The organism is Pseudomonas sp. H3_C08 (assembly GCF_054669455.1).
Genome location: NZ_CP162803.1, coordinates 2,274,436 through 2,300,604 on the forward strand (window position 1 = coordinate 2,274,436; position 26,169 = coordinate 2,300,604).

A 26,169-nucleotide genomic window follows, 5' to 3' on the forward strand; every position below is an offset into this window, starting at 1 on the left:
TACAGGGGATCTTCAGCGGACGCGGATATTGCGATCAACATTAATCCATTGTAGGAGTGAGCCTGCTCGCGATAACGCCCGATCAAGCACTACACATCCAAGACCTACAACACCGAAAAGCTATAACTCACAATCAACCGTGTCTCATCCACATCCCGAGCAAACTTCTCATAGTTGGTACGGTAAGTCGCATTACGCAAACGCAAACTCACATCCTTGAACGTGCCCGTCTGAATCACATACTTCAACTCGCTGTCGCGTTCCCACTCCTTGCCTTCCTGATCACTGCCCAACACCTTGATGTGATCACCGTTCACATAGCGCGTCAGGAAACTCAAACCATTAATGCCAATGGCCTTGAAGTCATAGTCATAACGCAACTGCCACGAGCGTTCCTGCGCAGCGGCGAAGTCGTTGACCTGCACGTAGTTGACCAGATACGGGTTGCTGCCATCGAGGTACGGCATCGAGTTGTCGCCGTTCATGCGCTGCCAACCGGCGCTGAACGTATGACCGCTATGCGCATACGACAGCATGCCGCTCAACGCGCGGTTATCGATTGAACCGGCCTTGGCATCACCGCTATCGGCACTTTTCAGCACGCGCAGATCCGCTTTAAGTACACCGCCAGCTAACGGTTGATTACCCAACAGCCCGACGAAGTGCTGACGATAGATGTCTTCCAGTTCGGCGTAGTGATACTGCGCAGTCAGGCGATCGTTGATCTTGTAGTCGAAGCCGTACATGTCGAAATGATCGGCAGTGGTGTTGCAGGCGTAGCGCTTGTTCTTGCAGTGCACGCGGATGTCTTGCGAATCAGTGGAATCGCGCGCGGTGTACTTGTCCAGGCGCGCGGCCATGAAGGTCAGGTCTTTCACCTCTTTAGAAGTCAGCATGGCGCCGTTGAACATGGTCGGCAGCAAACGACCGTCGTTGTATTTCAGCAACGGCAGATCCGGCAGCAGTGCGCCGTACTTCAGCACCGTGTCCGAAACCTTGACCTTGGCGGTCAGGCCCATTTTCGCGTATTGGCCTTTCGAGCCGCGCGGGTCGTTGCCGCTGGAAGGCAGCAAGCCGCTGTTGCTGCGATCCGGGCTGGAATCGAGTTGAAAGCCGAGCATGCCCAGCGCATCGATACCGAAACCCACGGTACCGTCGGTGTAGCCCGATTGCAGGTTGAGAATAAAGCCCTGTGCCGACTCTTCACGCTTGGAGGCGCCCTGATCGTTCGTGGTGTGCCCATCACGGAAATCGCGGTTGAAGTACACCGTGCGCGACTCGATTTTCGCCGTGGTGTCTTCAAGGAATCCGCTGGCCTGAACCTGTGCGGTAAAACCTGCGCACAGCACAAAGGCTCCGAAGCCAAACGACTGGCGCGGGGTGATGAGGGGAAATGGGGGACGCATGAAAAACTCCAACAATGCAGCGTTTGCGCAAGCGCGCAACAAGCCAGAAAAATAGCTTCCGTCCCGGGTCGAATTGAACCAGGAGAAAGTGAACACGCAGGGGTGAGCGGCAATGATGGCAGATGGCTTTGACGTGCTACAGGCGACTTTAGTCTGAATCTGACTGAGGATTCTTCAACGCAGGGTCGTGGGAAAAGTTGCCGGCGATCAACACCAATTCGCACTAAACACCCGGTTTCATTGGGCCAAACACCTCATCTAAGGGTTTTCCCTATACCGCAAACCTGCCAGACCTACGGCTTTTGTGCCTTGAACGAGGCGGCTGAATCCTCCATCATCCGTCACCTGCTTATTCAATGGACGGAATTCAAGGCATGCTGGACGCCAACGCAACCCACATTACCCTCACGCTTGAAGGCGCCAACGCCGACCTGCAAGTCCTCAGCTTCACCGGTCGCGAAGCCCTCAACGAGCCGTTCCGTTTCGACCTCGAACTCGTCAGCGCCCGCCCCGACCTCAAACTCGAAGAGCTGCTGCACAAGCCCGGCGTCCTGACTTTCGGCCCGACCGGCGAAGGCAAGATCCACGGTTTGGTCTACCGCATCGAGCAAGGCGACTCCGGCAAGACCCTGACCCGTTACAACCTCAGCCTGGTGCCACAACTGGCCTACCTGCGGCACAACCACGATCAGCAGATTTTCCAGCAACTGACCGTGCCGAAGATCATCGCCCAGGTGCTGCAAGATCGCGGCATTCTTGCCGACGCCTACAGCTTCCAGCTCAACGCCGAATACCCGCAACGCGACTACTGCGTGCAGTACGACGAATCCGACCTGCATTTCATCCAGCGTCTGTGCGAAGAGGAAGGCATTCACTTCCACTTCCAGCACAGCAGCAGCGGCCACAAACTGGTGTTCGGCGACGACCAGACCGTGTTCCGCAAGCTGAAACCGGTGAGCTACCAGCAAGACTCCGGCATGGCCGCCGACAAACCGGTGATCAAACGCTTCAACCTGCGTCTGGAAACCCGCACTACGCGCGTCAGCCGCCGCGACTACGACTTCGAAAAACCGCAGATCCTCCCCGAAGGCACGGCGAAAAGCACCTTTGCCCCGGACCTCGAGGACTACGACTACCCCGGCCGCTTCACCACCCGCGAGCGCGGCAAGTTCCTTTCCACTCGCGCCCTCGAACGCCATCGCAGCGACTACAAACTCGCCGAAGGCAAAGGTGACGAACCAACGCTCACCAGCGGCCATTTCCTCACGCTCGCCGAACACCCGCGCGCCGAATGGAACGACCTGTGGCTGCTGCTGGAAGTCTTCCACGAAGGCAAACAACCGCAAGTCCTCGGCGAAAACGTCACCAGCGACGTTACCGACAACAAAAGCGATTTCCACCAGGGCTACCGCAACAGCTTCCTCGCCACCCCGTGGGACGCGCACTACCGCCCTGCCCTTGAACACCCGAAACCAAAAGTCCTCGGCAGCCAGACCGCTGTCGTCACCGGCCCGGCAGGCGAAGAAATCCACTGCGACCAATACGGCCGCATCAAAGTGCAATTCCACTGGGACCGCGACGGTCAGTCCAACGACAAAACCACCTGCTGGATGCGCGTCGCCAGCGGCTGGGCCGGCGCCGCGTACGGCGGCATCGCCATCCCGCGCATCGGCATGGAAGTCCTCGTTACCTTCCTCGAAGGCGATCCCGACCAGCCGCTGGTCACCGGCTGCCTGTACCACAAGGAAAACGTCGTCCCCTACGACCTGCCGGCGAACAAAACCCGCAGCACCTTCAAGACCCTGAGTTCACCGGGCGGCAAGGGCTACAACGAGTTCCGTATCGAAGACAAGAAAGGCGTCGAGCAGATCTACATCCACGCCCAACGCGACTGGGACGAAAACATCGAGCACGACCAGAAGATCCGCGTCGGCAACGAACGGCACGACACCGTCGAAGCCAACACGCTGAGCGAATTCAAGCTTGAAGAACACCGCATCACCCATCTGGATCGCATCAGCGAAATGCGCGCCGACGAGCACCTGACCGTCGGCGTGACCCAGCACGTAAAAATCGGCACCGCTCAGTTCGTCGAAGCCGGCAGCGAAATCCACTACCACGCCGGCGACAAGGTCGTGGTAGACGCCGGCATGGAACTCACCGCCAAGGCTGGCGGCAGTTTCGTCAAGGTCGATGCCGGTGGCGTGACCATCAGCGGCGCTGAAGTGAAGGTCAATACCGGCGGCGCGCCTGGCGTGGGCACCGGGATCGGGATTTTGGTGCCGTTGATTCCGGGGTTGGCGGACAAAGACAAATTCGGAAAATTATTAGAATCGGCGCCGCGAAGTCATAAAGCAAGATACCAACTCCTCGATGAGGAATCGGGTGAGCCGGCTATAGGAAGCCCCTATACATTAAAGCTTGCAGATGGAACGAAAGTCGCAGGTTTTACGGATCACGAGGGAAAAACTTTCTTGGCGCGTAGTGCAGAACCAGCAGAAGTCGAGCTTTTTCTTCCAGAGCGTAAACCAGAGCCTAAACAGCCTTTAGTCAGAGCAGGTGAAAGTGCTCCTACGGAAATGACGCTGGACTATAGGGCCACCACGGAGGGTAATTAAATGCCGGTCATACAACCACCCGAAGCTCCAAAGAGTTGCACAACCACCAGTATTAAAGGCGAAGTGACGATTGGCACGGTCGCACCTCACAATCAGGGCTATCTGATGGAAAAAGCGAGGTACGCTGCTCGTTTTCCAAGATTAACCGTCAAGCCTCTCAAGGACGGCGGCGTCACTGATGTTGAGCTAAAACAGCTTGTTATGAGTGGACTTATCAAAGCTGATGAATATCGCCACGACTTCCGTTGGGACTATAAGGCAGAAGTCAGTTTTGATATGTCTCCCAAAAGACCTAAGCCTCCTATTCCGTTTCTGAGTACATCTTTGTTCCGAGACCAAAAACCTGATCCCGATCGGCGCCACACCATGACTTTTTTCCCAAGTGGAAGAACGTCAGGATTGCTACGCCGCCCTGACGTGATCATTGTCCAAAATCCTAAGACGCGCTGGCCGGGTACAAAAAGCCTCGACCATGATGGTGCGGAGCACGAAGACAATCTTGAACGAGTCGTAGAGGTCAAATTCCCCAAGGACTTTTTATCTCAGGATCAACGCCAAGACTACGAGCGTATTGCGGGAAAAAAAAACCGTTTTGCGGTACTGGAAGTAAGTGACTGCCGGGACGACGAGGATCGCGAACGAGATCAGGAATACAATAGGGAGCAGAGGCCAACCCGAGCGACTGACCCTGCCAAATGGATTCCTCTCTTACCACCAAAGCATCCCGGTCGCCCACCACGGCCTGCCCCGGTTCCGGTTCCTGCCTACGGGCCAGAACCTACAGCCCGCCCTGCTCACATCGAAAGTTGGACTCAACAAGTACAAAGCGCTGTCGACAGTTTGTTGGAGCAAGGAGCACAAGGTATTCGCCAACTATCTGAGGATGTACAGCAGCATTTGCACGAAGCCATAACATGGCTTGACGCTAAAGGTGAGTGGGTACGGAACGAAAGCCAGAAGACTTGGCAATGGTTAAGTGAAAAAGGCGGGCAAATTCTAAGCTGGACGGATGATCAGTTGAGAGCAATCTGGTTGGAAGTACAGCGCTACACCGATGTCACCCTGGAGATGCTGAAAGAAATCAACTGGGTTCAAGTGCTTATCGATTTAGGCATAGCTGCGGCAACGGTTGTCGTTGTGGTAGCGATCGGTGCGGGACTAGTCAGTTTGGGGATTCCCGCAGCGTTGGTGTCAGGCTTCTTGCTATTAGTGCGCTTGGCTATCGCAGCCTGGGGAACATTAGCTGCAATTCTGAGTACTGGCGCAGCAGCAGTCGGCACTGCAGTGGCAAGCGTAACTACAAGTGTTACTGGAGCCGTAGCGAGCACGGCTGCGGCCTTCACCGGATTAGCTGTCGGACCGGCCGTAGCAGCACATTGAGATTAGAAAATGAATAAACTAGAAAAGCTTGTGGAAAATGCGCCAGATTTGTCGTTTGAGTTGGCGGACGGAACCTCAGTAGTGAGACTTGGCGTGATCGCTACGGTTTACTTTAAAGACGGTTACACAGCCGAAAAAAAGTTGAAAATCATCGAATGTTTTCGAAGATTCCATGATGAATTCGGAGCCAATCTTAAAGGTTTGCTTCAGGACAGCTATAAAACACTAACGTCGACAACATTAGAAAAAGCCATCACCAAAATCCAGACATCATCTGGTAATGACCGTTGCGAGCTGCACCTGACCAGTGCCACTAGTACCAAAGAAGCCGCAAGCTATGGAATTTCCACGCTTAATTCTCGAGAAATACACGAGGATAGCGAACGCTCGTATATAAAGTTGGTCTTCCCCTGGGAGTTCATTACCACAGACGAAGGGCGTGGCAATTACAAAGCATGGGTAACGTACCTTTGCAATCAGGTCGAAGCAGAGCATGGCTATGGCGGTTTATCGAGCATATTGCCGTTCGACTACGACAGCTATATGCCCATAGAATTTGAACTTTCTCAAAAATATAGCGGATTGGACGTCGACTCCATGCCTCATAGCTTGGCATCGGAACTGGTCAACCATATAAAAGGAGTTAACTGGCAGTCAATTATTGGAAATTCATTCATCGAGAACCTAGGCGGGGAGTCCGTTCTGCGACAAAAATTAAGCGGAAGTGGGAACATCGATATTGTCAACTATGATAACGGAGTAATTATTCAAGCAGGTGAGTATCCTGAGTTAGGCCCGATAGGTGAAGGTGGTCTCGACTCGTACATCGCGGTTAATCGCATTCTGAAATTAGTCCGAAATCCTGAACCCGATCAACTCCATCATTATTCTCCCTATGGAAACTGCTTCGAGGAGCAAAGTACCAACCTTTGGTACGAGCGTTTTGATCAAAATGAGAGCATCGCCCCCCCGTCCCGTATCGAGTCAAATAAACCGTGCACAAAAGATGGTTACTGGTTCACTCCCGCTAAAGCAAATTCGAGAAAATTTTTCAAACAAGGTGAGTTAATGCCTAGCTTCAATGACTCCGACTGGGGCGATACACTCTGGTATTGGTCGGGAGAAGAATAAATCGTTCGGCAGCGCTAACTTTTAGGTATTGGACGAATCACGCAGAAAACACATTTAAATTTTACAATTAATTATTGCTCTGCGGAGACTTGGCCGCTGCGGCCAAGTTCAGGCATGAAAACATGCGAAAAAGACAAAAACTCTTCAGTGACGCCCATTACAAGAATTTCTTGAGAGAGCACGGTGACGCGACTGAGTTTTTAAAGGCAACGAAATTCAAGTCCGACACGCCTGAAGGTGAGGCGACACTTCGCTCAAGATTTGCTCAGCGCTTAGCACTTCGAAAGCTAATGGCCATGTATACAGCAGGCGAAGAAATAACCTCACTGGTTCCTCAGCTTGAATATCTAGTTGAAAAATATGAGATCCGGCAGGCCGCACTAGCCGTATCTGAACAATCTCCTGAAATTTCACCACTCGCAATAGACGATTGGCCACACGAATATGAGGAGTGCGTGCAAGTTATAGGCCTTTGCATTCTATTACATCGCACAGACCTGCTTAAGCGCTTTGTTAAGTTGATAGATAATGCTGGTTATGCGGGCGATGATACATTGTACGAAGATTTACTCTGCAAAATATTACCCGGCAGAGCTGATGTAGACCAATGGTACCATGATGTTTATTCTCCATTAGTGCAAGCTACATATGCAAAAACAAAAGAAGAGGCCACAAGTTTTTTAAAAAAATATTGCAGCCAATGGTATCCGGCGTTTAAACAAGCTCCTTGGCATGATACTCACCTGCAAGGCGAAGAAGGAAATTATGTCGGATACTGGGCGTTCGAGGCAGGAGCTATTGCATTTTTATATGGGATAGATGACAGCAAAATTGATCACATGGTTTATCCGAAGGACTTGGTCGAATACGCCCGGAATTATAAGCCTGCTAATGAATACCAGGTTGCTCGCATAGATGCTGGTCAACCATGCAGTATGACTGGCTGTTGGTTCACACCGGCACAAGCGAATTCAAGACGTCACTTCCTTCAAGGTGAAACCATGCCGAGTTTCAGTGACTCCAAATGGGGTGAAACTATTTGGTATTGGTCAGGCGAAGAATAAAGTTGCTTCCTATTCGCTCAGAACTTGGCCAACAGTTCTGAGCGAACTACTCATGGCACACTATTACAACCCCTGCAATCCAAATAGTAAATACGCCTCCACATAACTCACCATAAACCATAAACACGTTGCATCAGACTCGCTCAAGATGAGACTGGCTAACATGAAAATAAGACAAGCTTATTTTAGCGAAAACCATTATAAAAACTTCTTAAGAGAACACGACGAAGTAATCGAGTTCTTCAAGAGTAACAAATTCAAATCCGACACTGCCGAGGAAGAAGCGTCACTTCGCTCAGCTTTTTTTCAGACTCTAGCTCTTGACAAGCTTCTTGCCAGCTATACCGCAGGGGAAAACATAGAGAAACTCGTCCCTCTGTTGGAGGATCTAATTGAAAAATACGAGATCCGTCAAAAAACTCTGGCCGAATATGAAAAATCATCCAAAATATCGCCATTGGCACTTGATGACTGGCCGGATCAGTACGAGGAAGCCGTTCAAGTTATCAGTCTCTGTATCTTGTTGCATCGAACTGACCTATTACCTCGCTTCGTAAAACTCATTGACCAAGCAGGGTATGCTGGTGATGACACTCTTTACGAAGACTTATTAAAGAAAGTTCTGCCAAACCGCCACAACGTCGATCGCTGGTATCACGACGTATATACACCACTTGTACAAGCCCTATACATTAACAATAAAGAAGAATCTTCAAAGCTTCTAAAGAAATATTGCCAACAATGGTACCCAGCCTTTAAACAGGCTCCTTGGCACAATACTCACTTACAAGGAGAGGATGGAAATTATGTCGGGTACTGGGCCATCGAAGCAGCAGCTATTGCATTTTTATATGGCATAGACGACAGCAAAATAGACCATATGGTCTATCCCAAAGACTTGGTCGAGTACGCTAGAAATTATCGACCAACAAATGGGTCACAGGTTGCTCGTGTTGACGCTGGTCAGCCATGTAGCAAAACTGGCTATTGGTTTACCCCTGCCAAAGCTGAGTCTCGTCGTCACTTCATTCAAGGTGAGGTTATGCCTGACATCAAAGACTCTCATTGGGGGGACACTATTTGGTATTGGTCAGGCGAAGAATAAGCTGCTTTACCCTTCGCTCGGCGCTAGCGCTTTGAGCGCTGAGCGAAGCGTCTAAGAACGGAAAATGAATATACTTGGACGCACTTTCAGGACCACTTCGCACTCCCTAATGGAGGCGAAGTCAAACTATCTGTATTAAACAAAAAAACGTTTCACGAAGAAATAGCGTAACTATCACTTTCACTCTTGAGTAAAAACTCTGTTATGAACAGAAGACAAGATTTTTTAACCGAGGTCAGATATAACGACTTTCTCGCTTACAGCGACGAAACCAAAGAGTTCTGGGCGAACAATACATTCGAGTCAGACACTCCAGAGCAAGAAGCCTCTTTAAGAGCTACGCGTTTCAAAAACGCAGCCTTAAAGAAACTGTTCATCTCGTACACCGAAAAATTAGAAATAACCTGGTGATTTGCCAGATTTATATGGAGTCACGCTTTGATGCGAATGCGGGTTTAGGTAAACATTCAGCCCGAGGCCTTATGCAGATGCAAGAGCCTGCGGTAAAACAAGTCTATAAATACCGAAAGAAAAAACAATTGGGACGTTCTCCGAGCGATGCTCAGACTGAAGAAGCCTTTGCGGCTGGGGCAGCCTTTTACGCATCCCAATCCATATGGGACGAAGCTCAGAATATTCAACTGGGAACAGAGTACATGCAGTACTGGCTGGACATTTCCAGTTCAACGGAAGAGGCGTATAAAAAATACCGGGGCAAAACCAATGGAATCTATTACAAAAAAATAAGTGAGTGCGCCAAAAAACTAGCGGCGAATCCTGACTCGATGGACGCTTTGCGGACGGCATTACAATGAAAAACTTGTGGATTGTTTTAGTTTTCGCCATTTTTTGTCGTCCGCTTTTAGCTGATCCTAAGAAAGTCGTCCTGGACTGCCCATTTCCCGACGGAACCAGTGCGGCCTTGCTCGCCAGCTCAAGTGAGGATGGTCAGCAGCTATTCGTGATGATTGGCGATAATGTCGATACCGCTTTTCCGGACATGCCAGATACAAACTTCGTTGGCGACATCGTATTAGCAAGATGCTCAGGATCCAGTCTGGTTTACGCTTTGAACTATGGCTCCCCCTACTTGAAAGGAGCCGTTGTACGCAAAAATCCAAAGACTAAAACCCTGGAGCGAATCGATTTCGCCGAAAAAGCGCTTCCGAGCCTGTTGTACTTAAATGCACAACAAATGCGCTTAGTGATACCGAATGAGGGTTATGAAGGCCCCTCAAAATTCCTTGTCTATGACTACATCGCAATCAAAGGGCAGCCAGAGGAACCGAAAGGTGTCAACACTCTGCCCGGTCGAAAAGGTTTTGAGGTGTTCGATCTGAAGTAACAAGCATTCATTCGGGTTTGTTCTTTGAGCGCTGAGCGAGGTTATTGGTTTACGCCAACCCAAGAAAACTCTCGCAGACAACTTCAACAGGGTGAGATCTTTCCTAACATCACCGACTCTCGCCGGGGCGACACACTCTGGCATTGGTCAGGGGAGTCGAGTATGCAAGAAGCCAACGGCCTACCAACAACGTTCAACCTTCGTAGCGGATATCTCAAAAAGGCTTTTCAGTTCTCGATCTTGAGCAGGTGTTATGGAAAAGGAAGATCCCCTAGTGCGTAAACGCCAAGCGTTTCTCACTGACTCGTACTATCGAAAATCCATCCGACTCTATGATGAAACCGAGTCCCGCTGGGTGGGCGAGACCATGCAGGCGGATAGCGCTGCTGAAGAGCAGGCGTTGCGCACTACTTATTTCAAAGATGCCGCGTTCAACGCTTTGTTGGTCAGTTACACGGCAGGCGAACCGATAGCCTCTTTGGTTCCGCGACTGGAGAAGCTCGTAGATCACTATGAAATCAATCAGCAAGCGCTTGCTCTGAACGATGAACCCAACGTTTCGCCTTTGGCAATCGATGATTGGCCGGAGCAGTACGAAGAATGCGTCCAGGTCATGAGTTTGTGCATCCTGCTGCATCGCATCGATTTACTGGCCAGGTTCTCCGCCCTGATTGACCGAGCCGGCTACGCAGGCGAGGACACGTTATATGAGGATCTGCTGCGCAAGTGCTTGCCCGGGCGAGCTGACCTTGATGAGTGGTATCACGATTTGTACACGCCGCTGATTCGGGCGATTTACGCGGAGAGCGCTGAAGAGTCCAGCGAGCTACTTGAGCAATACTGTGACGGTTGGTACCAAGGCTTCGAAGATTTACAAACTAACTGGCATGACAGTCATCTCGACATTGAAGACGATGACGGCAACTACGTTGGTTATTGGACTTTCGAGGCTGCTGCCATCGCGTTTTTATACGGCATAGACGACAGCAAAATCGATCACATGGTCTACCCCAAAGATCTGGTCGAATACGCTCGCAACCTGCAACCCCAATGAGCTTTTCGAATCCAGCGCCACTACTCTCTCAGCCTGCCCTCTTTCGACGGCAGGCTTTTTTGAGAGGTGAACTCAGGCAGGCGCTTTCCAGTTCAACATTTGCTGCTGTGCGACCTGCAGCAAATCATTGCCATCCTGCGTCAGCAGGTAAAGCGCATGGGTGATGTGTGGAATGTCTTGCACGTCGGCGTGCTTGAAGCACAGGCAATGCAGGGTTTCGAGCAGGTCGGCGGCGGCGCGGATGCGCTGGACGGCGGCTTCGAGGATGTCTTTCGGGTTGGCTTGGGTGTCGATGAGCAGTGTCGGGGTTTCGGTGACGTTGCTTGTGAGGGGGAGGTAGCGGTTTTGTAGCAGTTTGATTATCGGCATAGGTGATTACTCAATTGGGTCGAAAGTAACCGCCAGCACTGTGACCAAACAGTGGGAGGCGGACTGTGTGCAGGCTTGGTCAACCGAGAACAACCCCAACTCAGCTCGCCCGAAGGCGTCCTGCACACAGCCGCCACAGCTATGCACCGCACGGACACAGATGTCCGCAGCGCAAATGATGGCACATCTGCAATAAGGGAAGTTATCAGGTGACCAAACCCGAACCACTGATTTTGCAGCGGCAACCGACAATAACCGCCCCGCTCCAGCCGCCGAAAGCAGACAAGGCACCAGCCTTTGTAGGAATTCGCCAAACCTTCCTGAGAAAACCGCCGCACTCCCTGACAGCCGGCGTTCAGCTCGGTTAACCATCCCTTAACGCCGTGGTCAAAAACTCTACTGAACCGCACGCCCTCAGCCATTCTGGCTGTTGCCCAGTGCGGCAGGTTCGGGTGCATCACGCCGAACTCTAGAACCGCCACTCGGGAGTCCTTTCATGAACATTCGTCCTTTATTGCTCACCGCCGCCCTCGCCTGCACTGCGTTCGCCGGGCTGGCACAGGCCAATGACACTTCGGCCACGTCCAAAGCCGTGCCGTATCAGTACGGCATGCCGCTGCAGGTGGCCAAAGTGGTGTCGTTGACCGAGCCGCCAACGCAACTGTGCAAAGTGGTCACGGCCGATATGAAGTACATCGACAATGCCGGTAAGCCTGAAGAAATCAGCTATCGGAAATTGTCTGACGCGTGCAACTTCCAGAACTGACAGAAACGTCTGATTTGCGGGTTTGCGGTAGGCGTGGGGAGTTTCGGCGGTTATGCTCGGAGCCCTCCTCACTGCCGCAAGGATTCGCCATGCAGTTGTCGTTTCGCTCGTTGTCGGGCTTCACGTGTTCGTTGTGTTTTTTGCTGGCGCTGGCCTGGGGCGTTTTCCCGGAGAGGCTGCTGGCGATCTGGAGCATCGAGTATTCCGACGCTGCGGGGTTTGTCGCGCGGCGCAGTGCGGTGCTTTTTGCGGCGTTGGGGGTGATGTTTTATCTGGTGCGCAACGCGCCGCCGTCGCTGGGGCGCAATGCGCTGAGCAACGGCTTTATCGTCGGTTGTTTTGGTTTGGCGGTGCTGGGTTTTGCGGAATGGCTCAACGGCCATGCCGGCCCCGGGATTTTGCTCGCGGTGCTGGTCGAGTTCGCGCTGGGCCTTGGTTTTGTGCAGGCCCGGCGCGTGACGGTCGAACTGGGTGAAACGGTGCGTTAGACGGCTCTGGAGCGTGGGCTGTAGTGATGTGGCGTAGTTTGTTCTTTCAAGTCCGAGCGCAGCCCCGCGATCAGTTCGTTGATTTCACGACAGCCATTGAGGTGGCTGGCGTCGATACCGCTGACCAGCAGATCGACCTGATCGGTCTGGTGATCGCCGAAGACCTTGACGGTCATCGACAAGTCCGGCGACAGCGTGCACTGGCAGCGTTTCGGCAGAAAACTGCTTTCAATGATATTGCGTAGTTCCAAGGCAGACAGAAACATGGCGAAACCCTCTCCTTACTGTGAGATGCCAATCAAGTATTCACGCTGACCGTTGCGGCCCCTGCACGGGTGTGTCCCCGCTGTTTCCCTGGGTGCGACAAGCGGTGGTACTGCGAAATGCCCATTGGAGTGTAGGCGCCCAAGGCCGGTGCGCCGCACTGAAAAGACGCATAAAGCGTGCCTTTCATCGGTTCATTTTCACCCTTATCAAATCAAGCACTTGGCGGCGGTGCCAGTATTTGGCTCTTGCAATTTGCAAGAATGACCCCTGCTGGCACTGCAATTTGCAACTCGACGCTGGTTTGCAATCACGGCCCATGACGGTAAGAATGCCCGTAATCCACCCTACACCCGCACGGAGGCTTCCATGGGTTCTTTCCGCGTTTACGCGACCACCGGGCTGATCATCGCCAGCCTGTCCACCCTCGCCCACGCCGCCAAGCTTGAAGACGTCGCGCCGTACCCAAAAGCTGAAGCAGGGTTTACCCGCCAGGTCATTCACTTGCCCAAGCAGGAGCAGGAAGAAAACTTCCAGGTGGAAATCCTCGCCGGCACAACCCTTGAAGTGGATTGCAACCGTCAGCGTTTGGGCGGTGTTCTCGATGAGAAGAATCTTGAAGGCTGGGGTTATCCGTTCTATCGGCTGGAAAAAGTCATTGGGCCGATGAGCACGATGATGGCCTGCCCACCCGGCAGCCAGAAGAAACGCGCCTTCGTGCCGGTCGTTGGTGACGGCTTCATGCTGCGGTACAACAGCAAGTTGCCGGTCGTGGTGTATGCGCCGTCCGATGTCGAAGTGCGTTATCGCATCTGGTCGGCGTCCGACAAAGTCGGTACAGCCCTGCAGGAATAACCCGAACAAGGAGTGCGTCGTTTGATTACCTGCCACGTCCGATATGTCATTGATCCATACCAATTGCCTGAGTTCGAAGCCTACGCCAAGGCCTGGCTCGGCATCGTCGAGCGCTTGGGCGGCACCCATCATGGCTACTTCCTGCCGTCCGAGGGCGCGAGCAACATCGCTTATTGCCTGTTCAGTTTTCCGTCGCTGGCGGATTACGAAAGCTATCGGCACATCGCGATGACTGACCCGGAGAGCACCGCACTGGTGGCCAGCCTGGTCGAGAAGAAGTTTATCGTCAGCTACGAGCGCAGCTTCCTGCGCCCCTTGCTGCCGTAAGCCTCATCATGCCGAGACGCCGCACAACGCGGCGCGCTCGGCGACATGGCGCAGGCTGTCGAAGTTGATATTAGCGCCCGAGTCGATCGCCACGAATGTCTGCTCTTTCGCCCCGGTTCGCGCTACGTATTGCTTGATGCCTGCAACGGCCAGAGCGCCGGAAGGTTCGGTGATCGAGCGGGTATCGTCGTAGATATTCTTGATCGCCGCGCAGAGGTCGTCGTTGCTGACGGTGATGACTTCGTCGACGCAAAAGCGGCAGACCTCAAATCCGAACGCGCCAATTTGCGCTACCGCCACGCCATCGGCGAACGTCCCGACATTCGGCAGCACCACGCGCTGATCGGCTTCGAGCGCGGCCTTCAGGCACGCTGAGTGTTCGGATTCGACGCCGATGATCCGCACTTCCGGGCGCAGGTATTTGACGTAGGCCGCGATGCCGGCGATCAGACCGCCACCACCTACCGGGATAAAAATCGCATCCAGCGAACCTTGGTGCTGACGAAGAATTTCCATCGCCACAGTGCCCTGCCCGGCGATCACCTCCGGGTCATCGAACGGTGACACGAAGGTGCGTCCGCTCTGTTCTGCCAGTTGCAGCGCATGCGCCAGGGCGAACGGGAAACTCTCGCCATGCAGCAGCGCTTCAGCGCCACGACTGCGCACACCCAGCACTTTCAATTCTGGCGTCGTCGCCGGCATGACGATGGTCGCCGCGATACCCAGCTCGCGCGCTGCCAACGCCACACCTTGTGCGTGATTGCCGGCCGATGCGGTGATCACCCCGCGCGCCTTTTGCTCCTCGGTGAGTTGCACCAGTTTGTTGTAGGCGCCACGGATCTTGAAGGAGAACGTCGGTTGCAGGTCTTCACGCTTGAGCAGAATCCGGTTGCCCAGCGCCTCAGACAACGCCGGCGCCGCTTGCAAAGGCGTGCGCACCGCGAGGTCGTACACCGGCGCGGCGAGGATCTTTTTCACGTAGTGCTCAAGCAGGGTTTGCTGATCGGGGCTGTGCGGCATGGTCGTCTCCTGACATTTTTCAAAACCCCGGAGACAGAAAGTAAAAACCCGCCTCTAGGGCGGGTTGGGTGCTGCAGTCGTGAGCTAGCCCGCCAAATGAGGAATGGCGGTAATAATCATTGGCTGGCAGCGCGATACAGTCGAAGTCATGGGCTGGAAATTAGCCTGTGCGCTATTGGCGAGTCAATGGCCAATTTTGCGCGGCGGCGTTAGTCTGGCGACTCTCTCATCACACCACGGAAGGAATACATGATGTCGATCGCCCTGCCCCTCACGGCTTTGCTCGCGTTTAGCGGTTACACCGTTTCGGTGATGCTCCAGGCTGAACAGTCGTTGATCGACTTCGGCATCAGCCTGATGTCGCGGCCCGACACCGCGCAGGTTGTGATTGATCTGTATCTGCTGGCCACGCTGGCGGGTATCTGGATGGTTAAGGATGCGCGGTCGCGTGGGCAGTCGGTTTGGTCGGTGGTGCCATATTTGTTGTTGACGGCGGTTTTCGTGTCGATCGGGCCGTTATTGTATCTGGTGGTGCGTGGGGTTCGCGAGCGGCGCAAGGCGGTGGAAAAGTGCAGCCAGATACTATGAACACCTGAAAACCCTGTAGGAGTGAGCCTGCTCGCGATAGCGGAGTGTCAGCCAAAGATGAGGTGACTGACAGTCCGGTATCGCGAGCAGGCTCACTCCTACACTGAAATGTCTTGGGATTCAGCCCTTTTTTACGGCGACGAACGCCGCCGTTTCATACGGCACTGTCACCACATCCCTGCCACGCAGTTCCGGCTCTGTGGCGATTAACGCACGAATCTGTTCATCGATTTTCGCCCGTTGCGCCTCCGGCAGCGCGGCGATGAAACTGGTGGAGCGCACCCGATTGAGAATCACGTCTTCTGGCGAGCCGGTATGGCCATGGTGGAACCGCTCGACCTGCAAAGGCGCGAATGCCGGGTGCGGAAACGCTTTGCGCCAGGCACCTGTGTAATAGCGCGGCGTGTCCCCTTCCAGTGCGTTGACGATGGCGTCCAGTTTCGGCACCCAACTGACGTCGGTGTCACGCAGGTTCCAGATCAGCCCCAACTTGCCTCCGGACTTGAGTACTCGAGCGATTTCGGTCAGCGCCTCTGCACTGGCGAACCAGTGAAACGCTTGCGCGCAAATCACTGCATCGACTGAAGCGTCCGGCAACGGCAGATCGGTCGCCGTGCCGCTCACGGCCAGCACATCAGGCCAGACGTCAGACAGCTTTTCCAGCATCTGCGGCACCGGTTCAACCGCGATCACTTGCGCGCCGGTCGCCACCAAGCGTCCGGTGAACTTGCCGGTGCCGGCGCCCAGATCAATCACCGTTTTATGCCCATCCAGGCCCAGCGTCGCGGCCAACCACTCACTGACCTGCGGCGGATAGTCCGGCCGACCTTTCACATAGGTGTCGGCAGCCGTTTTGTAGCCGGCAGCGGCTGAGTGATGGACGTGGTCGGTCATGGCAACTCTCCTTACGGCAAAACATCGGATCGACGGCAGACGCTCCCGAGCATAGCGCTTGAATTTACGCTTACCTTGAACAGTCACTGATAAAGCAATGAATAAAAATTCACCCTGTGGTGTTCAAAGTGAACCATAACTTTCTGTGGAGCCTTGCCCATGACTATCCGTTCCGTTATGTTCGCCGCCCCGTTGTTACTGGTCGCGGCGATGTCCAGCCAATCGGCCCTGGCCAATGGCGATGAAGACGCGCCGGTGCAGAAGCCGGAATGCCCGAAAGGCCAGGTCTGGGACAGCAAAACCCAGAAGTGTGTGATGCAAGTCAGCAAAGCACTTTCGGATGCCGACCGTACTGATTACGCCTATCGCCTTGCCAAGGCCGGTCGCTACGAAGAGGCCCTGGCGTTGCTCGACACGCTGAAGCAACCGCACACCGCCAAGGCTCTCAACTATCGCGGCTACGCCACGCGCAAGCTGGGGCGCACTGACGAGGGCATCGGTTATTACCTGCAATCGGTAAAACTCGACCCGCAGTACGCGCAAGTGCGCGAATACCTCGGCGAGGCCTATGTGATCAAAGGCCGCGTTGACCTGGCGCAGGAGCAGTTGCAGCAGATCCAATCGATTTGCGGCACGTCGTGCGAGGAATATCAGGACCTGGCCGAAGCCATCAACGACTCATCGAAAACCTGAGCACTTATAAGGGCCGCCATCATCTTCAACGATCAGGCATTCAGAGCAGAACTCGGGCAGCACCTGGCGCGACTGTGGCGCTACGGTCTACTGCTGTCGCGCAATCGGCACGTGGCCGAGGATCTGGTGCAAGCCACCTGCGTGCGAGCGCTGGAGCGCGCCAATCAGTACATCGCCGGCTCGCGCATGGATCGCTGGTTGCTGAGCATTCTGCATTCGATCTGGCTCAATGAAGTGCGCGCTCGGCGCGTGCGTCAGGGTGCGGGCCAGGTCGATGCCGATGGACAACTGGCGTTTGATGGTGAGTACGCCGCGCAGACGCATGTGATGGCCGCGCAAGTGATCCGCCGCGTCGACGCGCTGCCCGAGACCCAGCGCGAAACGGTCTACCTCGCCTATGTCGAAGGCTTGTCCTACCGCGAAGTCGCTGAAATCCTGCAAGTGCCGATCGGCACGGTCATGAGCCGCCTGGCCACCGCCCGCCTCAAACTCGCCGAATACCCACCGCTGCAGACCGTGCCGAAATCCACCGAAGGAGACCGATCATGAACCCACCTTCGGATGAGCAACTGGTCGCCTACCTCGACGGCGAACTCGACGGCGACTATCGCCATCAACTCGACAACGCCATTGCCGAAGACTCACTGCTGAGTCTGCGCGTGCAATGGCTCAGTCGCAGCAACCTGCCGTACAAGAACGCCTATAACGAGCTGGCGCAACAGGCCCCGCTGGAGCGTCTGCAAGCGCGGCTGGACGCCATTCCAGCGCCGCAGCCTCCGGGCTTCAATCGCCGCTGGTTTATCGGTGGCGCCGCCGCTGCGCTGTTGGCCGGAGGCGTGTTGGCCGACCGGTTATTCCTCGGCTGGCACGCCGCGCAATCGAACAACTGGCGGGCATTGGTGGGCGATTACATGGCGCTGTATGTGCCGCAAACGCTCGATCACCTGCCCACCGACGAAGCCTCCCAACGCGCGCAACTGCGCACCGTCGATGCGCGCCTGGGCCTGAACCTTGCGCCAGCCACTTTGAAGCTGCCTGATGCCGAATTCAAACGGGCGCAGATGCTGGAGTACGACGGCGTACCGATTGCGCAGATCGTTTATCTGGATGCGAAACATGGGCCATTGGCGCTGTGTGTGACCCGCTCGAACAGCGGCAGTCAGCCGTTGGCCCATGAGCGTCGGCGAGAGATGAACGTGGTGTATTGGACTGAACGTGAACACGCCTGGATGCTGATCGGACACGACGCCCCGATGGCGCTGGAAGACAAGGCAAAACTGTTAAAAAGCCGCTTAATCACCAGCTAGTTCCTGCACTATGCTCAGCGCGTATTTTTTCCGAGGATGCCTCCACGATGCCAGATTCATCCCGCTCTGCCTTACTGGTGATCGACGTTCAAAACGACTTCACCCCCGGCGGTCAATTAGCGGTCCCCGAAGGAGACCTGATTGTGCCGCTGATCAACCGGCTCGCCCGCCAGTTCACCCAGGTTGTCGTCGCACAGGACTGGCACCCGACCGGTCACGCCTCATTTGCGTCCAGTCATTCCGGGCACCAGCCCTACGATGTCATCCAATTGCCTTATGGCGAGCAGACGCTCTGGCCCGACCATTGTGTGCAATCGACACCGGGGGCAGAGTTTCACCGGGAACTTGACCTGCCTCACGCCCAACTGATCATTCGCAAGGGCTGCAATCCGGATATCGACAGCTATTCAGCCTTTCTGGAAGCCGATCGCCGCACCACCACGGGGCTGTCCGGTTACCTGAAAGAGCGCGGGATCGATACGGTCTACATGGTGGGGCTGGCACTGGATTTCTGCGTGATGTTTTCGGCGCTGGATGCACGGGCGGCGGGGTTCAATACTTATGTGGTGCTGGATGCGTGCCGGGCGATCGATCTGAATGGATCACTGGCGGCAGCGATTGAGCGGATGCAAAGTGCCGGGGTCGGGTTGATTCAATCCACAGAGCTGGTCTGAACAAAACAATCCCCATGTGGGAGCGAGCCTGCTCGCGAAGGCGGTATGTCAGCCAGGTATGCGTTGACTGACCCGACGCTTTCGCGAGCAAGCTCGCTCCCACAGGTAGATTTTCAGCGTCACGCAGCTCAGGCGTTATTGGGCAACCACAACCGAAAGCGTGCCCCGCCCAACGGTGAAGACTCTACGGTCAGTGTGCCGCCCTGTGCTTCCAGCGCGCGACGGCTGATCGCCAGACCAAGACCAAACCCACCCGTAGCCCGATCCCGACTGCGATCAAGTCGATAGAACGGCTCGAAAATCCGCTCTCGCTCATCATCGGGAATACCGATGCCGTCATCATCGACCCAGATCTCACAGCCCTCGGCATTGACCTGCACGCCAATCTGAATGCGTTTTTCGCAATAGCGCATGGCATTGCGCAGCAGGTTCTGGATCGCCCGCGCGGTCAGGCGTGGATCGAGCGAAAAACGCTCCAACTGACCGTGCAGCAATACATCAATAACGATCTCCGGCGACTCCAGCTCTTCATCGACACTGCCCAGAATACTGTCGATGAACTCATCCAGCGACACCTCGACCTGCTCCGGCAGTTGCGCCGGATTCTGCAAGCGGCTGTAGGAAAGCAACTCCAGCACCAACTCATCCAGCTCACGAATGTGCGCGACCAGTCCCAGCAAGCGCTCGCGGCTGGCGCTCGGCAAGTCATCGGACAGGGCTAAAGCCAGGCCGAAATCCAGACGAGTCAGTGGCGTACGCAGTTCATGGGACACGGCGTTGAGCAGGTCACGTTGCTGATTGAGCAGGTTTTCGATATCGCCCGCCATGGTGTCGAAAACATTGGCGAGGCTGCCGATGTTGGAGCTCGGGGCGATTTTTGTGCGCTCGCTCAAGTGACCTTTACCGAAGCGTTCGGCAGTGCCTTTGAGGCGTTCCAGATCACGCCAGTGCGGGCGCAGCCACATCAACAGGCAGGCGAGCAGACTCGCGCCGATCAGCACGTTGATGCTCCAGTACAACAGATTGACGTCCAGCGGATCCGGCGGCACGACCATTTGCACGGCGGTGGTGTCGTCCAGCGGCGTCACCGCCAGCGTGCGCCAGCCCCAGTCGCCAATGCGAACGACGTTTTCACCACGGCGCAGGCGTTGCTGCTCGATAGCGGTGAACCCGGCATCGTCGATCCGCGCGAGGACGATGTGTAGCGGCTGAAAATCCTTGTCCATCGACGCCGCCAGCGCCGGCCACTGCTCCTGCGGCACGGCGTGAAACTGACGGGTAATCAGCGATTGCAGACCGCGCGAATAATCGAGGTTGTAAGTGACGAAGCGATCCCGGAACGCCATGACCACCAGATCCGGCACCAGATAGATCGCCGCGCTGTAGGAGACGATCGTCACCAGATACAGGCGAAACAGGATGCGAAACATCAGCTCAGCATTCCCACTCTGAGCGGCTGAACAGATAGCCCTTGCCCCACACGGTCTTGATCTTGCGCGCCTCGCCCGCATGGTCGTCGAACTTGCGGCGCAACTTGGAGATCGCCACGTCCACCGAGCGATCGGTGCCGTTGAATTCGATCCCGCGCAGACGCTGCAGGATCTGGTCGCGGCTCAACACTTCGCCGGCATGTCGGGCCAGCACCACGAGCAAGTTGTATTCGCCGCTGGACAGCTCGACCGGCTGATCGCGCCACGTCACGGTGCGCTCAGACAGGTCGATGCACAGATTGCCCATGAGAATGCGGTCATTGGCGGTCAGCGGTTCGCCGAGGCTGCTGCGGCGCAACAAGGTGCGCACCCGTGCCAGCAACACGCGCGGCTCGCACGGTTTGGTGACGTAATCGTCGGCGCCCATTTCCAGGCCCAGCACTTGATCGTGACTGTCATCGCGAGCCGTCAGCATCAGGATCGGCAGCGTCGCCGAATCGGCGCGCAATAAACGGCAGACTTGCAGTCCATCAAGGCCGGGCAGCATCAGGTCGAGGATCACCAGATCCGGCGGATTGACCCGCGCTCGCTCACGCACGTGGTCGCCACGGCCGATCACACTGACGGAATAACCGTTGCGTTCCAGGTAGCTGGAAATCAGTTCGGCGAGGGCGGTGTCGTCTTCGACCAGGAGGATGTTGGGCATGGGGTGATCCAGAAAGTGCTGTGGCGACTGATAAGGCCCATTCGCGAGCAGGCTCGCTCCCACACTTGGAATGCGATCCCCTGTGGGAGCGAGCCTGCTCGCGAAAGCTATCTATCTGTCGCAATAAATTTCAAGACCTGAAGGATATACGCCCTCGCCCATCCCTGAGCAAAACCCTTACACAATTTCACACAGCGCCTACAAAGCTTCACCGCTAATCTCGGCGTCTGCCCGTAGGATGCGGACATCAATATTGGGGGTTGTACATGTCGAAGAAACTGCTGGCCGGACTCGGCCTGATCGCGATGGCGCTGACACTGAGCGCCTGTGATTCATCCTCGAAAGCCGAGGATCAGGCATCACCGGCCACGGTGCGCATCGAGACGCTCGAAGCGCATCCCCTGACAATCAGCAGCGAACTCAGCGGCCGCATCGCCGCACCACGGATTGCCGAAGTACGGGCACGGGTGGCCGGTGTGGTCTTGCAACGCACCTTCCGCGAAGGCAGTGACGTGAAAAAGGGCGACGTGCTGTTTCGCATCGACCCGGCGCCGTTCAAGGCTGACCTCGACAGCGCTGAAGCAGCGTTGCGCAAGGCAGAAGCCAATGCCTTTCAAGCGAAACTGCAAGAGCAACGCTACGCCCAGTTGATCGATGACAAAGCCATCAGCGCTCAGGACTACGACAACGCCCGCGCCAATGCCCGGCAAACCGCCGCTGACGTTGCGGCCAACAAGGCTGCCGTCGAGCGGGCGAAACTGAATCTGGGTTATGCCACCGTCACCGCGCCGATTTCCGGTCGCGTCGGCCGTGCGCTGGTCACCGAAGGCGCACTGGTCGGGCAGAACGAAACCACACCGTTGGCACTGATTCAGCAGCTCAACCCGATTCACGCCGACCTCACCCAGTCGACCCGTGAACTCAACGAGTTGCGCCGCGCGTTCCGTTCCGGGCAACTGCAGGAAGTCGGCCAGGATCAGGTCAAAGCCACGCTGATTCAGGATGACGGCAGCCTGTATCCGCTGCCAGGCAAATTGCTCTTCAGCGACATCACCGTCGACCCGGGCACGGGTCAGATCATCCTGCGCAGCGAATTCCCCAACCCGGATCTCGACTTGCTACCGGGCAGTTTCATCCGCGTGCGTCTGGAGCAGGCCACCATCCAGAACGGCATTACCGTGCCGCAGCGTGCCGTGCAGCGTGACAGCGCCGGCATTGCTCAGGTGTTGACCGTCGATGAGCAGATGCGCGTCGCTGAGCAACCGGTGCAACTGGGTGCGGTGCAGAACAATCGCTGGATCGTCACCGGCGGCCTCAAGCCCGGCGACCGCATCGTCATCGAAGGCCTGCAACACGCCCGCCCCGGCGAAACCGTGCAGATCGACGACACCCCTCTTCCACTTGCCCAGACCTCTGGTCAGTAAGCAGGACGCTTTTCTATGCCGCAGTTCTTCATCGACCGCCCGGTGTTTGCCTGGGTCGTCGCGCTGTTCATCCTGTTGGCCGGTGCGCTGGCCATCCCGCAGTTGCCGGTGGCGCAATACCCCGACGTCGCCCCGCCGCAAATCGAAATCTACGCCGTGTATCCCGGCGCCTCGGCGCAGACCGTCGATGAAAGCGTAGTCAGCCTTATCGAGGAAGAGCTTAACGGCGCCGATCACTTGCTGTATTTCGAATCGCAAAGCAGCCTCGGCAGTGCGACGATCAAAGCCACGTTCCAGCCGGGCACCAACCCGGAGCTGGCGCAAGTCGACGTGCAAAACCGCCTCAAAGTGGTCGAGTCGCGCCTGCCGCAAGCGGTGACTCAGCAGGGTTTGCAGGTTGAAAAAGTCTCGTCCGGTTTTCTCTTGCTGATCACCCTGACCTCCAGCGATGGCAAGCTCGATGACGTAGCGCTCAGCGATTATCTGGCGCGTAACGTGATGAACGAGATCAAGCGTCTGGACGGTGTCGGCAAGGCGCAGTTGTATGGCGCCGAACGGGCCATGCGCATCTGGATCGATCCGCAGAAGCTGATCGCGTTCAACCTGACGCCTGCCGATGTCAACGCCGCCATCGTCGCGCAGAACGCCCAGGTGTCCGCTGGCAGCATCGGCGATCTGCCGAATCCGTCCAGCCAGGAAATTACTGCGACCATTCTGGTGAAAGGTCAGTTGTCGACACCGCAAGAGTTCGCCGACATTGTGCTCAAGGCCAATCGCGACGGCTCCACCGTGCGCATCGGTGACGTCGCGCGAGTCGAGATCGGCAGTCAGGAATACCAGTTCGGTACGCGTCTCAACGGCAAACCGTCGACCGCTGTCGGCGTGCAGTTGTCGCCGGGCGCCAACGCGCTGAACACCGCGACCCTGGTGCGGGCGAAGATGGATGAGCTGTCGCGCTACTTCCCGGCGGGCGTGGAGTACAAGATTCCGTACGACACTTCGCCGTTCGTCAAAGTCTCGATCACCAAAGTGATTTACACCTTGGGCGAAGCGATGCTGTTGGTGTTTGCGGTGATGTTCCTGTTCCTGCAGAACGTGCGCTACACGTTGATCCCGACGCTGGTCGTGCCCGTGGCACTGATGGGCACGTTCGCGACCATGCTCGCGCTGGGCTTCTCGATCAACGTGCTAACGATGTTCGGCATGGTCCTGGCCATCGGTATTCTGGTGGACGACGCCATTGTTGTAGTGGAGAACGTCGAGCGGATCATGGCCACCGAAGGCCTGTCGCCCAAGGAAGCCACACGCAAGGCGATGACACAGATTACCGGCGCGATCATCGGCATCACGCTGGTGCTGGTCGCGGTGTTTATTCCGATGGCGTTCATGCAAGGCTCGGTCGGGGTGATTTACCAGCAGTTCTCGCTGTCGATGGCGACGTCAATTCTGTTCTCGGCGTTCCTCGCCCTGACCCTGACACCGGCATTGTGCGCGACGCTGCTCAAGCCGATTGCCAAGGGCGAACACCACGAAAAATCCGGGTTCTTCGGCTGGTTCAACCGCCGCTTCGAGCGCCTGACTGATCGCTATCAGGGCTGGGTCGGCTATGCGCTGAAACGCAGCGGCCGTTACCTGCTGATCTACGCTGTGCTGCTGGTTGGACTGGGCCTGTGCTTTGCGCGTCTGCCCTCCTCGTTCCTGCCGGTGGAAGATCAGGGCTACACCATGACGGATATTCAACTGCCGCCCGGTGCGACCAAGAACCGCACGGTGGCCGTGGCTGAACAGCTTGAGGCGCATAACGCCAACGAGCCGGGGATCAGTGACACGGTGGTGATTCTCGGTTTCAGCTTCTCCGGTAGCGGCCAGAACGCAGCGTTGGCGTTCTCGACGCTGAAGGACTGGTCGCAGCGCAGCAGTGATGATGCCGCCAGCTCGATTGCCGATCGCGCCAATATCGCACTGACTGAAATCAAGGACGCCATGGCATTCTCGGTGCTGCCACCGCCCGTGGATGGCCTCGGCACATCGAGCGGCTTCGAGTTCCGCTTGCAGGATCGCGGCGGCCTCGGCCATGCGACCTTGATGCAAGCGCGCACCGAACTGCTCGCAGCCGCCGAGAAAAGCCCGGTACTGATGAACGTGCGAGAAAGCGCGCTGGCCGAAGCGCCGCAGGTGCAATTGGTGGTCGACCGCAAGCAGGCCAATGCCCTTGGCGTCTCATTCGCCGATATCGGCAACGTGCTGTCGACTGCCGTCGGCTCCAGCTACATCAACGATTTCCCCAATCAGGGGCGCATGCAGCGTGTTGTCGTGCAAGCCGAAGGCGATCAACGCAGCCAGGTGGCCGATCTGCTGAAAATGCACGTACGCAACAACACCGGGCACATGGTGCCGCTGTCCGCGTTCGTGCAGGCCAACTGGATTCAAGGCCCGGCGCAGTTGACCCGTTACAACGGCTATCCGGCGATCGCGATTTCCGGCGAACCGTCGCCGGGGCACAGCACCGGTGAGGCCATGGCGGAGATTGAACGCCTGGTGGCGCAGGGGCCGAAAGGACTGGGCCAGGAATGGACCGGGTTGTCGTTGCAGGAACGCTTGTCCGGCAATCAGGCGCCGATTCTGCTTGGGCTGTCGTTGCTGGTGGTGTTCCTGTGTCTGGCGGCGCTGTACGAGAGCTGGTCGATTCCGACCTCGGTATTGCTGGTAGTGCCGCTGGGCGTGCTCGGCGCGGTGCTGGCGGTGACATTGCGCGGCATGCCCAACGATGTGTTCTTCAAGGTTGGTCTGATCACCATCATCGGTCTGTCGGCGAAGAACGCGATCCTGATCATCGAGTTTGCCAAGAGCTTGTACGACGAAGGTCACGATCTGATTGATGCGACGTTGCAGGCTGCTCGCTTGCGCTTGCGGCCGATCGTGATGACGTCGCTCGCGTTCATTCTCGGCGTGGTGCCATTGGCCATTGCCACGGGTGCCAGTTCGGCGAGTCAGCAAGCGATCGGTACAGGAGTGATCGGCGGGATGATTACCGCGACGCTGGCGGTGATCTTCGTGCCGGTCTTCTTCGTCGTCGTCATGAAGCTCGTACAACGCTTCACCAAACCCCACTGATACCAATTGTGGGAGCGAGCTTGCTCGCGAAAGCGTCGGTACATTCAACGTCGATGTTGACTGACCGGACGCCTTCGCGAGCAGGCTCGCTCCCACAGAGATTCTGCAAACATCCAGCACTGTGGTCACACCGGCCATCGCTGGGCT

General features: G+C 56.1%; 25 protein-coding genes and 1 pseudogene. 19 read left to right on the plus strand and 7 right to left on the minus strand.

The genetic code is table 11. The annotated features are described in order from the left end of the window. Positions 1–104: 104 nt before the first annotated feature. A complete protein-coding gene (locus AB4N74_RS10375; protein WP_460099911.1) occupies positions 105–1,406 on the minus strand; it encodes an OprD family porin in 1,302 nt (433 codons plus the stop codon). 374 nt (positions 1,407–1,780) lie between these two features. Between AB4N74_RS10375 and AB4N74_RS10380 the strand changes: the two genes are divergently transcribed. From AB4N74_RS10380 to AB4N74_RS10415, 8 genes are all read left to right on the plus strand, one after another. Next, positions 1,781–4,024, plus strand: a complete 2,244-nt coding sequence (locus AB4N74_RS10380; protein ID WP_460099914.1) for a type VI secretion system Vgr family protein — start codon at positions 1,781–1,783, stop codon at positions 4,022–4,024. Then, positions 4,025–5,404 (plus strand): VRR-NUC domain-containing protein, encoded by a 1,380-nt coding sequence (locus tag AB4N74_RS10385; RefSeq protein WP_460099917.1) that lies wholly within the window; start codon positions 4,025–4,027, stop codon positions 5,402–5,404. A 9-nt stretch (positions 5,405–5,413) separates the two neighbouring features. Next, positions 5,414–6,535 (plus strand): type VI immunity family protein, encoded by a 1,122-nt coding sequence (locus tag AB4N74_RS10390; protein ID WP_460099920.1) that lies wholly within the window; start codon positions 5,414–5,416, stop codon positions 6,533–6,535. 122 nt (positions 6,536–6,657) lie between these two features. Then, complete coding sequence (locus AB4N74_RS10395) at positions 6,658–7,599, plus strand: PoNe immunity protein domain-containing protein (RefSeq protein WP_460099922.1); 942 nt, start codon at positions 6,658–6,660, stop codon at positions 7,597–7,599. A 163-nt stretch (positions 7,600–7,762) separates the two neighbouring features. Then, the gene (locus tag AB4N74_RS10400) at positions 7,763–8,704 is read left to right on the plus strand and encodes a PoNe immunity protein domain-containing protein (protein ID WP_460099925.1); all 942 of its coding nucleotides are present in this window, start codon (positions 7,763–7,765) and stop codon (positions 8,702–8,704) included. A gap of 482 nt (positions 8,705–9,186) precedes the next feature. Further along, a complete protein-coding gene (locus tag AB4N74_RS10405) occupies positions 9,187–9,519 on the plus strand; it encodes a hypothetical protein (RefSeq protein ID WP_460099928.1) in 333 nt (110 codons plus the stop codon). Further along, positions 9,516–10,049, plus strand: a complete 534-nt coding sequence (locus tag AB4N74_RS10410; RefSeq protein ID WP_460099931.1) for a hypothetical protein — start codon at positions 9,516–9,518, stop codon at positions 10,047–10,049. The genes AB4N74_RS10405 and AB4N74_RS10410 overlap by 4 nt, the downstream gene beginning before the upstream one ends. Before the next feature lie 253 nt (positions 10,050–10,302). Continuing rightward, positions 10,303–11,103 (plus strand): PoNe immunity protein domain-containing protein, encoded by an 801-nt coding sequence (locus AB4N74_RS10415; protein WP_460099933.1) that lies wholly within the window; start codon positions 10,303–10,305, stop codon positions 11,101–11,103. Positions 11,104–11,175: 72 nt separating this feature from the next. On the opposite strand, the gene AB4N74_RS10420 is transcribed toward AB4N74_RS10415, so the two are convergent. Then, a complete protein-coding gene (locus AB4N74_RS10420) occupies positions 11,176–11,472 on the minus strand; it encodes a hypothetical protein (protein WP_093431206.1) in 297 nt (98 codons plus the stop codon). Positions 11,473–11,968: 496 nt separating this feature from the next. Here AB4N74_RS10420 and AB4N74_RS10425 point away from each other — a divergent pair, with 496 nt between their 5' ends. Beyond that, complete coding sequence (locus AB4N74_RS10425) at positions 11,969–12,238, plus strand: DUF2790 domain-containing protein (protein ID WP_427119641.1); 270 nt, start codon at positions 11,969–11,971, stop codon at positions 12,236–12,238. 89 nt (positions 12,239–12,327) lie between these two features. After that, positions 12,328–12,726, plus strand: a complete 399-nt coding sequence (locus tag AB4N74_RS10430) for a hypothetical protein (RefSeq protein ID WP_095126326.1) — start codon at positions 12,328–12,330, stop codon at positions 12,724–12,726. On the opposite strand, the gene AB4N74_RS10435 is transcribed toward AB4N74_RS10430, so the two are convergent. After that, positions 12,723–12,992, minus strand: coding sequence for a DUF1652 domain-containing protein (locus AB4N74_RS10435; protein WP_093431200.1), 270 nt, complete (start codon positions 12,990–12,992; stop codon positions 12,723–12,725). The genes AB4N74_RS10430 and AB4N74_RS10435 overlap by 4 nt on opposite strands. Before the next feature lie 367 nt (positions 12,993–13,359). Here AB4N74_RS10435 and eco point away from each other — a divergent pair, with 367 nt between their 5' ends. Together eco and AB4N74_RS10445 are read left to right on the plus strand one after the other, a co-directional pair. After that, positions 13,360–13,845 (plus strand): serine protease inhibitor ecotin, encoded by a 486-nt coding sequence (gene eco / locus AB4N74_RS10440; protein WP_460099938.1) that lies wholly within the window; start codon positions 13,360–13,362, stop codon positions 13,843–13,845. A 21-nt stretch (positions 13,846–13,866) separates the two neighbouring features. Next, complete coding sequence (locus AB4N74_RS10445) at positions 13,867–14,172, plus strand: NIPSNAP family protein (RefSeq protein WP_064362707.1); 306 nt, start codon at positions 13,867–13,869, stop codon at positions 14,170–14,172. Between the two features lie 24 nt (positions 14,173–14,196). Here the strand turns inward: AB4N74_RS10445 and ilvA are convergent. Beyond that, positions 14,197–15,192, minus strand: a pseudogene (gene ilvA, locus AB4N74_RS10450) (threonine ammonia-lyase, biosynthetic); the annotation flags it as partial. Between the two features lie 249 nt (positions 15,193–15,441). On the opposite strand from ilvA, the gene AB4N74_RS10455 reads away from it, so the two are divergent. Continuing rightward, complete coding sequence (locus tag AB4N74_RS10455) at positions 15,442–15,780, plus strand: DUF2834 domain-containing protein (protein ID WP_460099941.1); 339 nt, start codon at positions 15,442–15,444, stop codon at positions 15,778–15,780. 120 nt (positions 15,781–15,900) lie between these two features. Here the strand turns inward: AB4N74_RS10455 and AB4N74_RS10460 are convergent, their stop codons facing one another. Then, entirely contained in the window at positions 15,901–16,674 is a 774-nt protein-coding gene (locus tag AB4N74_RS10460) for a class I SAM-dependent methyltransferase (RefSeq protein ID WP_320336695.1), read from the minus strand. Positions 16,675–16,833: 159 nt separating this feature from the next. On the opposite strand from AB4N74_RS10460, the gene AB4N74_RS10465 reads away from it, so the two are divergent. The 4 genes from AB4N74_RS10465 to pncA all read left to right on the plus strand — a co-directional run bounded on the left by AB4N74_RS10465 (position 16,834) and on the right by pncA (position 19,348). After that, positions 16,834–17,367, plus strand: coding sequence for a tetratricopeptide repeat protein (locus AB4N74_RS10465; RefSeq protein WP_460099944.1), 534 nt, complete (start codon positions 16,834–16,836; stop codon positions 17,365–17,367). A gap of 63 nt (positions 17,368–17,430) precedes the next feature. Then, positions 17,431–17,916 carry a sigma-70 family RNA polymerase sigma factor gene (locus AB4N74_RS10470; protein ID WP_460101116.1) on the plus strand — a complete coding sequence of 162 codons (486 nt, stop codon included), beginning with the start codon at positions 17,431–17,433 and terminating at the stop codon, positions 17,914–17,916. Continuing rightward, positions 17,913–18,674 carry an anti-sigma factor gene (locus AB4N74_RS10475; protein ID WP_460099947.1) on the plus strand — a complete coding sequence of 254 codons (762 nt, stop codon included), beginning with the start codon at positions 17,913–17,915 and terminating at the stop codon, positions 18,672–18,674. The genes AB4N74_RS10470 and AB4N74_RS10475 overlap by 4 nt, the downstream gene beginning before the upstream one ends. Before the next feature lie 47 nt (positions 18,675–18,721). Continuing rightward, the gene (gene pncA / locus AB4N74_RS10480) at positions 18,722–19,348 is read left to right on the plus strand and encodes a bifunctional nicotinamidase/pyrazinamidase (protein WP_460099950.1); all 627 of its coding nucleotides are present in this window, start codon (positions 18,722–18,724) and stop codon (positions 19,346–19,348) included. Positions 19,349–19,476: 128 nt separating this feature from the next. On the opposite strand, the gene AB4N74_RS10485 is transcribed toward pncA, so the two are convergent. After that, the gene (locus AB4N74_RS10485; RefSeq protein WP_093431171.1) at positions 19,477–20,778 is read right to left on the minus strand and encodes an ATP-binding protein; all 1,302 of its coding nucleotides are present in this window, start codon (positions 20,776–20,778) and stop codon (positions 19,477–19,479) included. Between the two features lie 4 nt (positions 20,779–20,782). After that, positions 20,783–21,484, minus strand: a complete 702-nt coding sequence (locus AB4N74_RS10490) for a response regulator (RefSeq protein WP_007912171.1) — start codon at positions 21,482–21,484, stop codon at positions 20,783–20,785. A gap of 266 nt (positions 21,485–21,750) precedes the next feature. Here AB4N74_RS10490 and AB4N74_RS10495 point away from each other — a divergent pair, with 266 nt between their 5' ends. Both AB4N74_RS10495 and AB4N74_RS10500 read left to right on the plus strand, forming a co-directional pair. After that, positions 21,751–22,908 carry an efflux RND transporter periplasmic adaptor subunit gene (locus AB4N74_RS10495; protein ID WP_099759267.1) on the plus strand — a complete coding sequence of 386 codons (1,158 nt, stop codon included), beginning with the start codon at positions 21,751–21,753 and terminating at the stop codon, positions 22,906–22,908. Between the two features lie 15 nt (positions 22,909–22,923). Next, a complete protein-coding gene (locus AB4N74_RS10500; RefSeq protein ID WP_460099954.1) occupies positions 22,924–26,022 on the plus strand; it encodes a multidrug efflux RND transporter permease subunit in 3,099 nt (1,032 codons plus the stop codon). Positions 26,023–26,169: the final 147 nt, after the last annotated feature.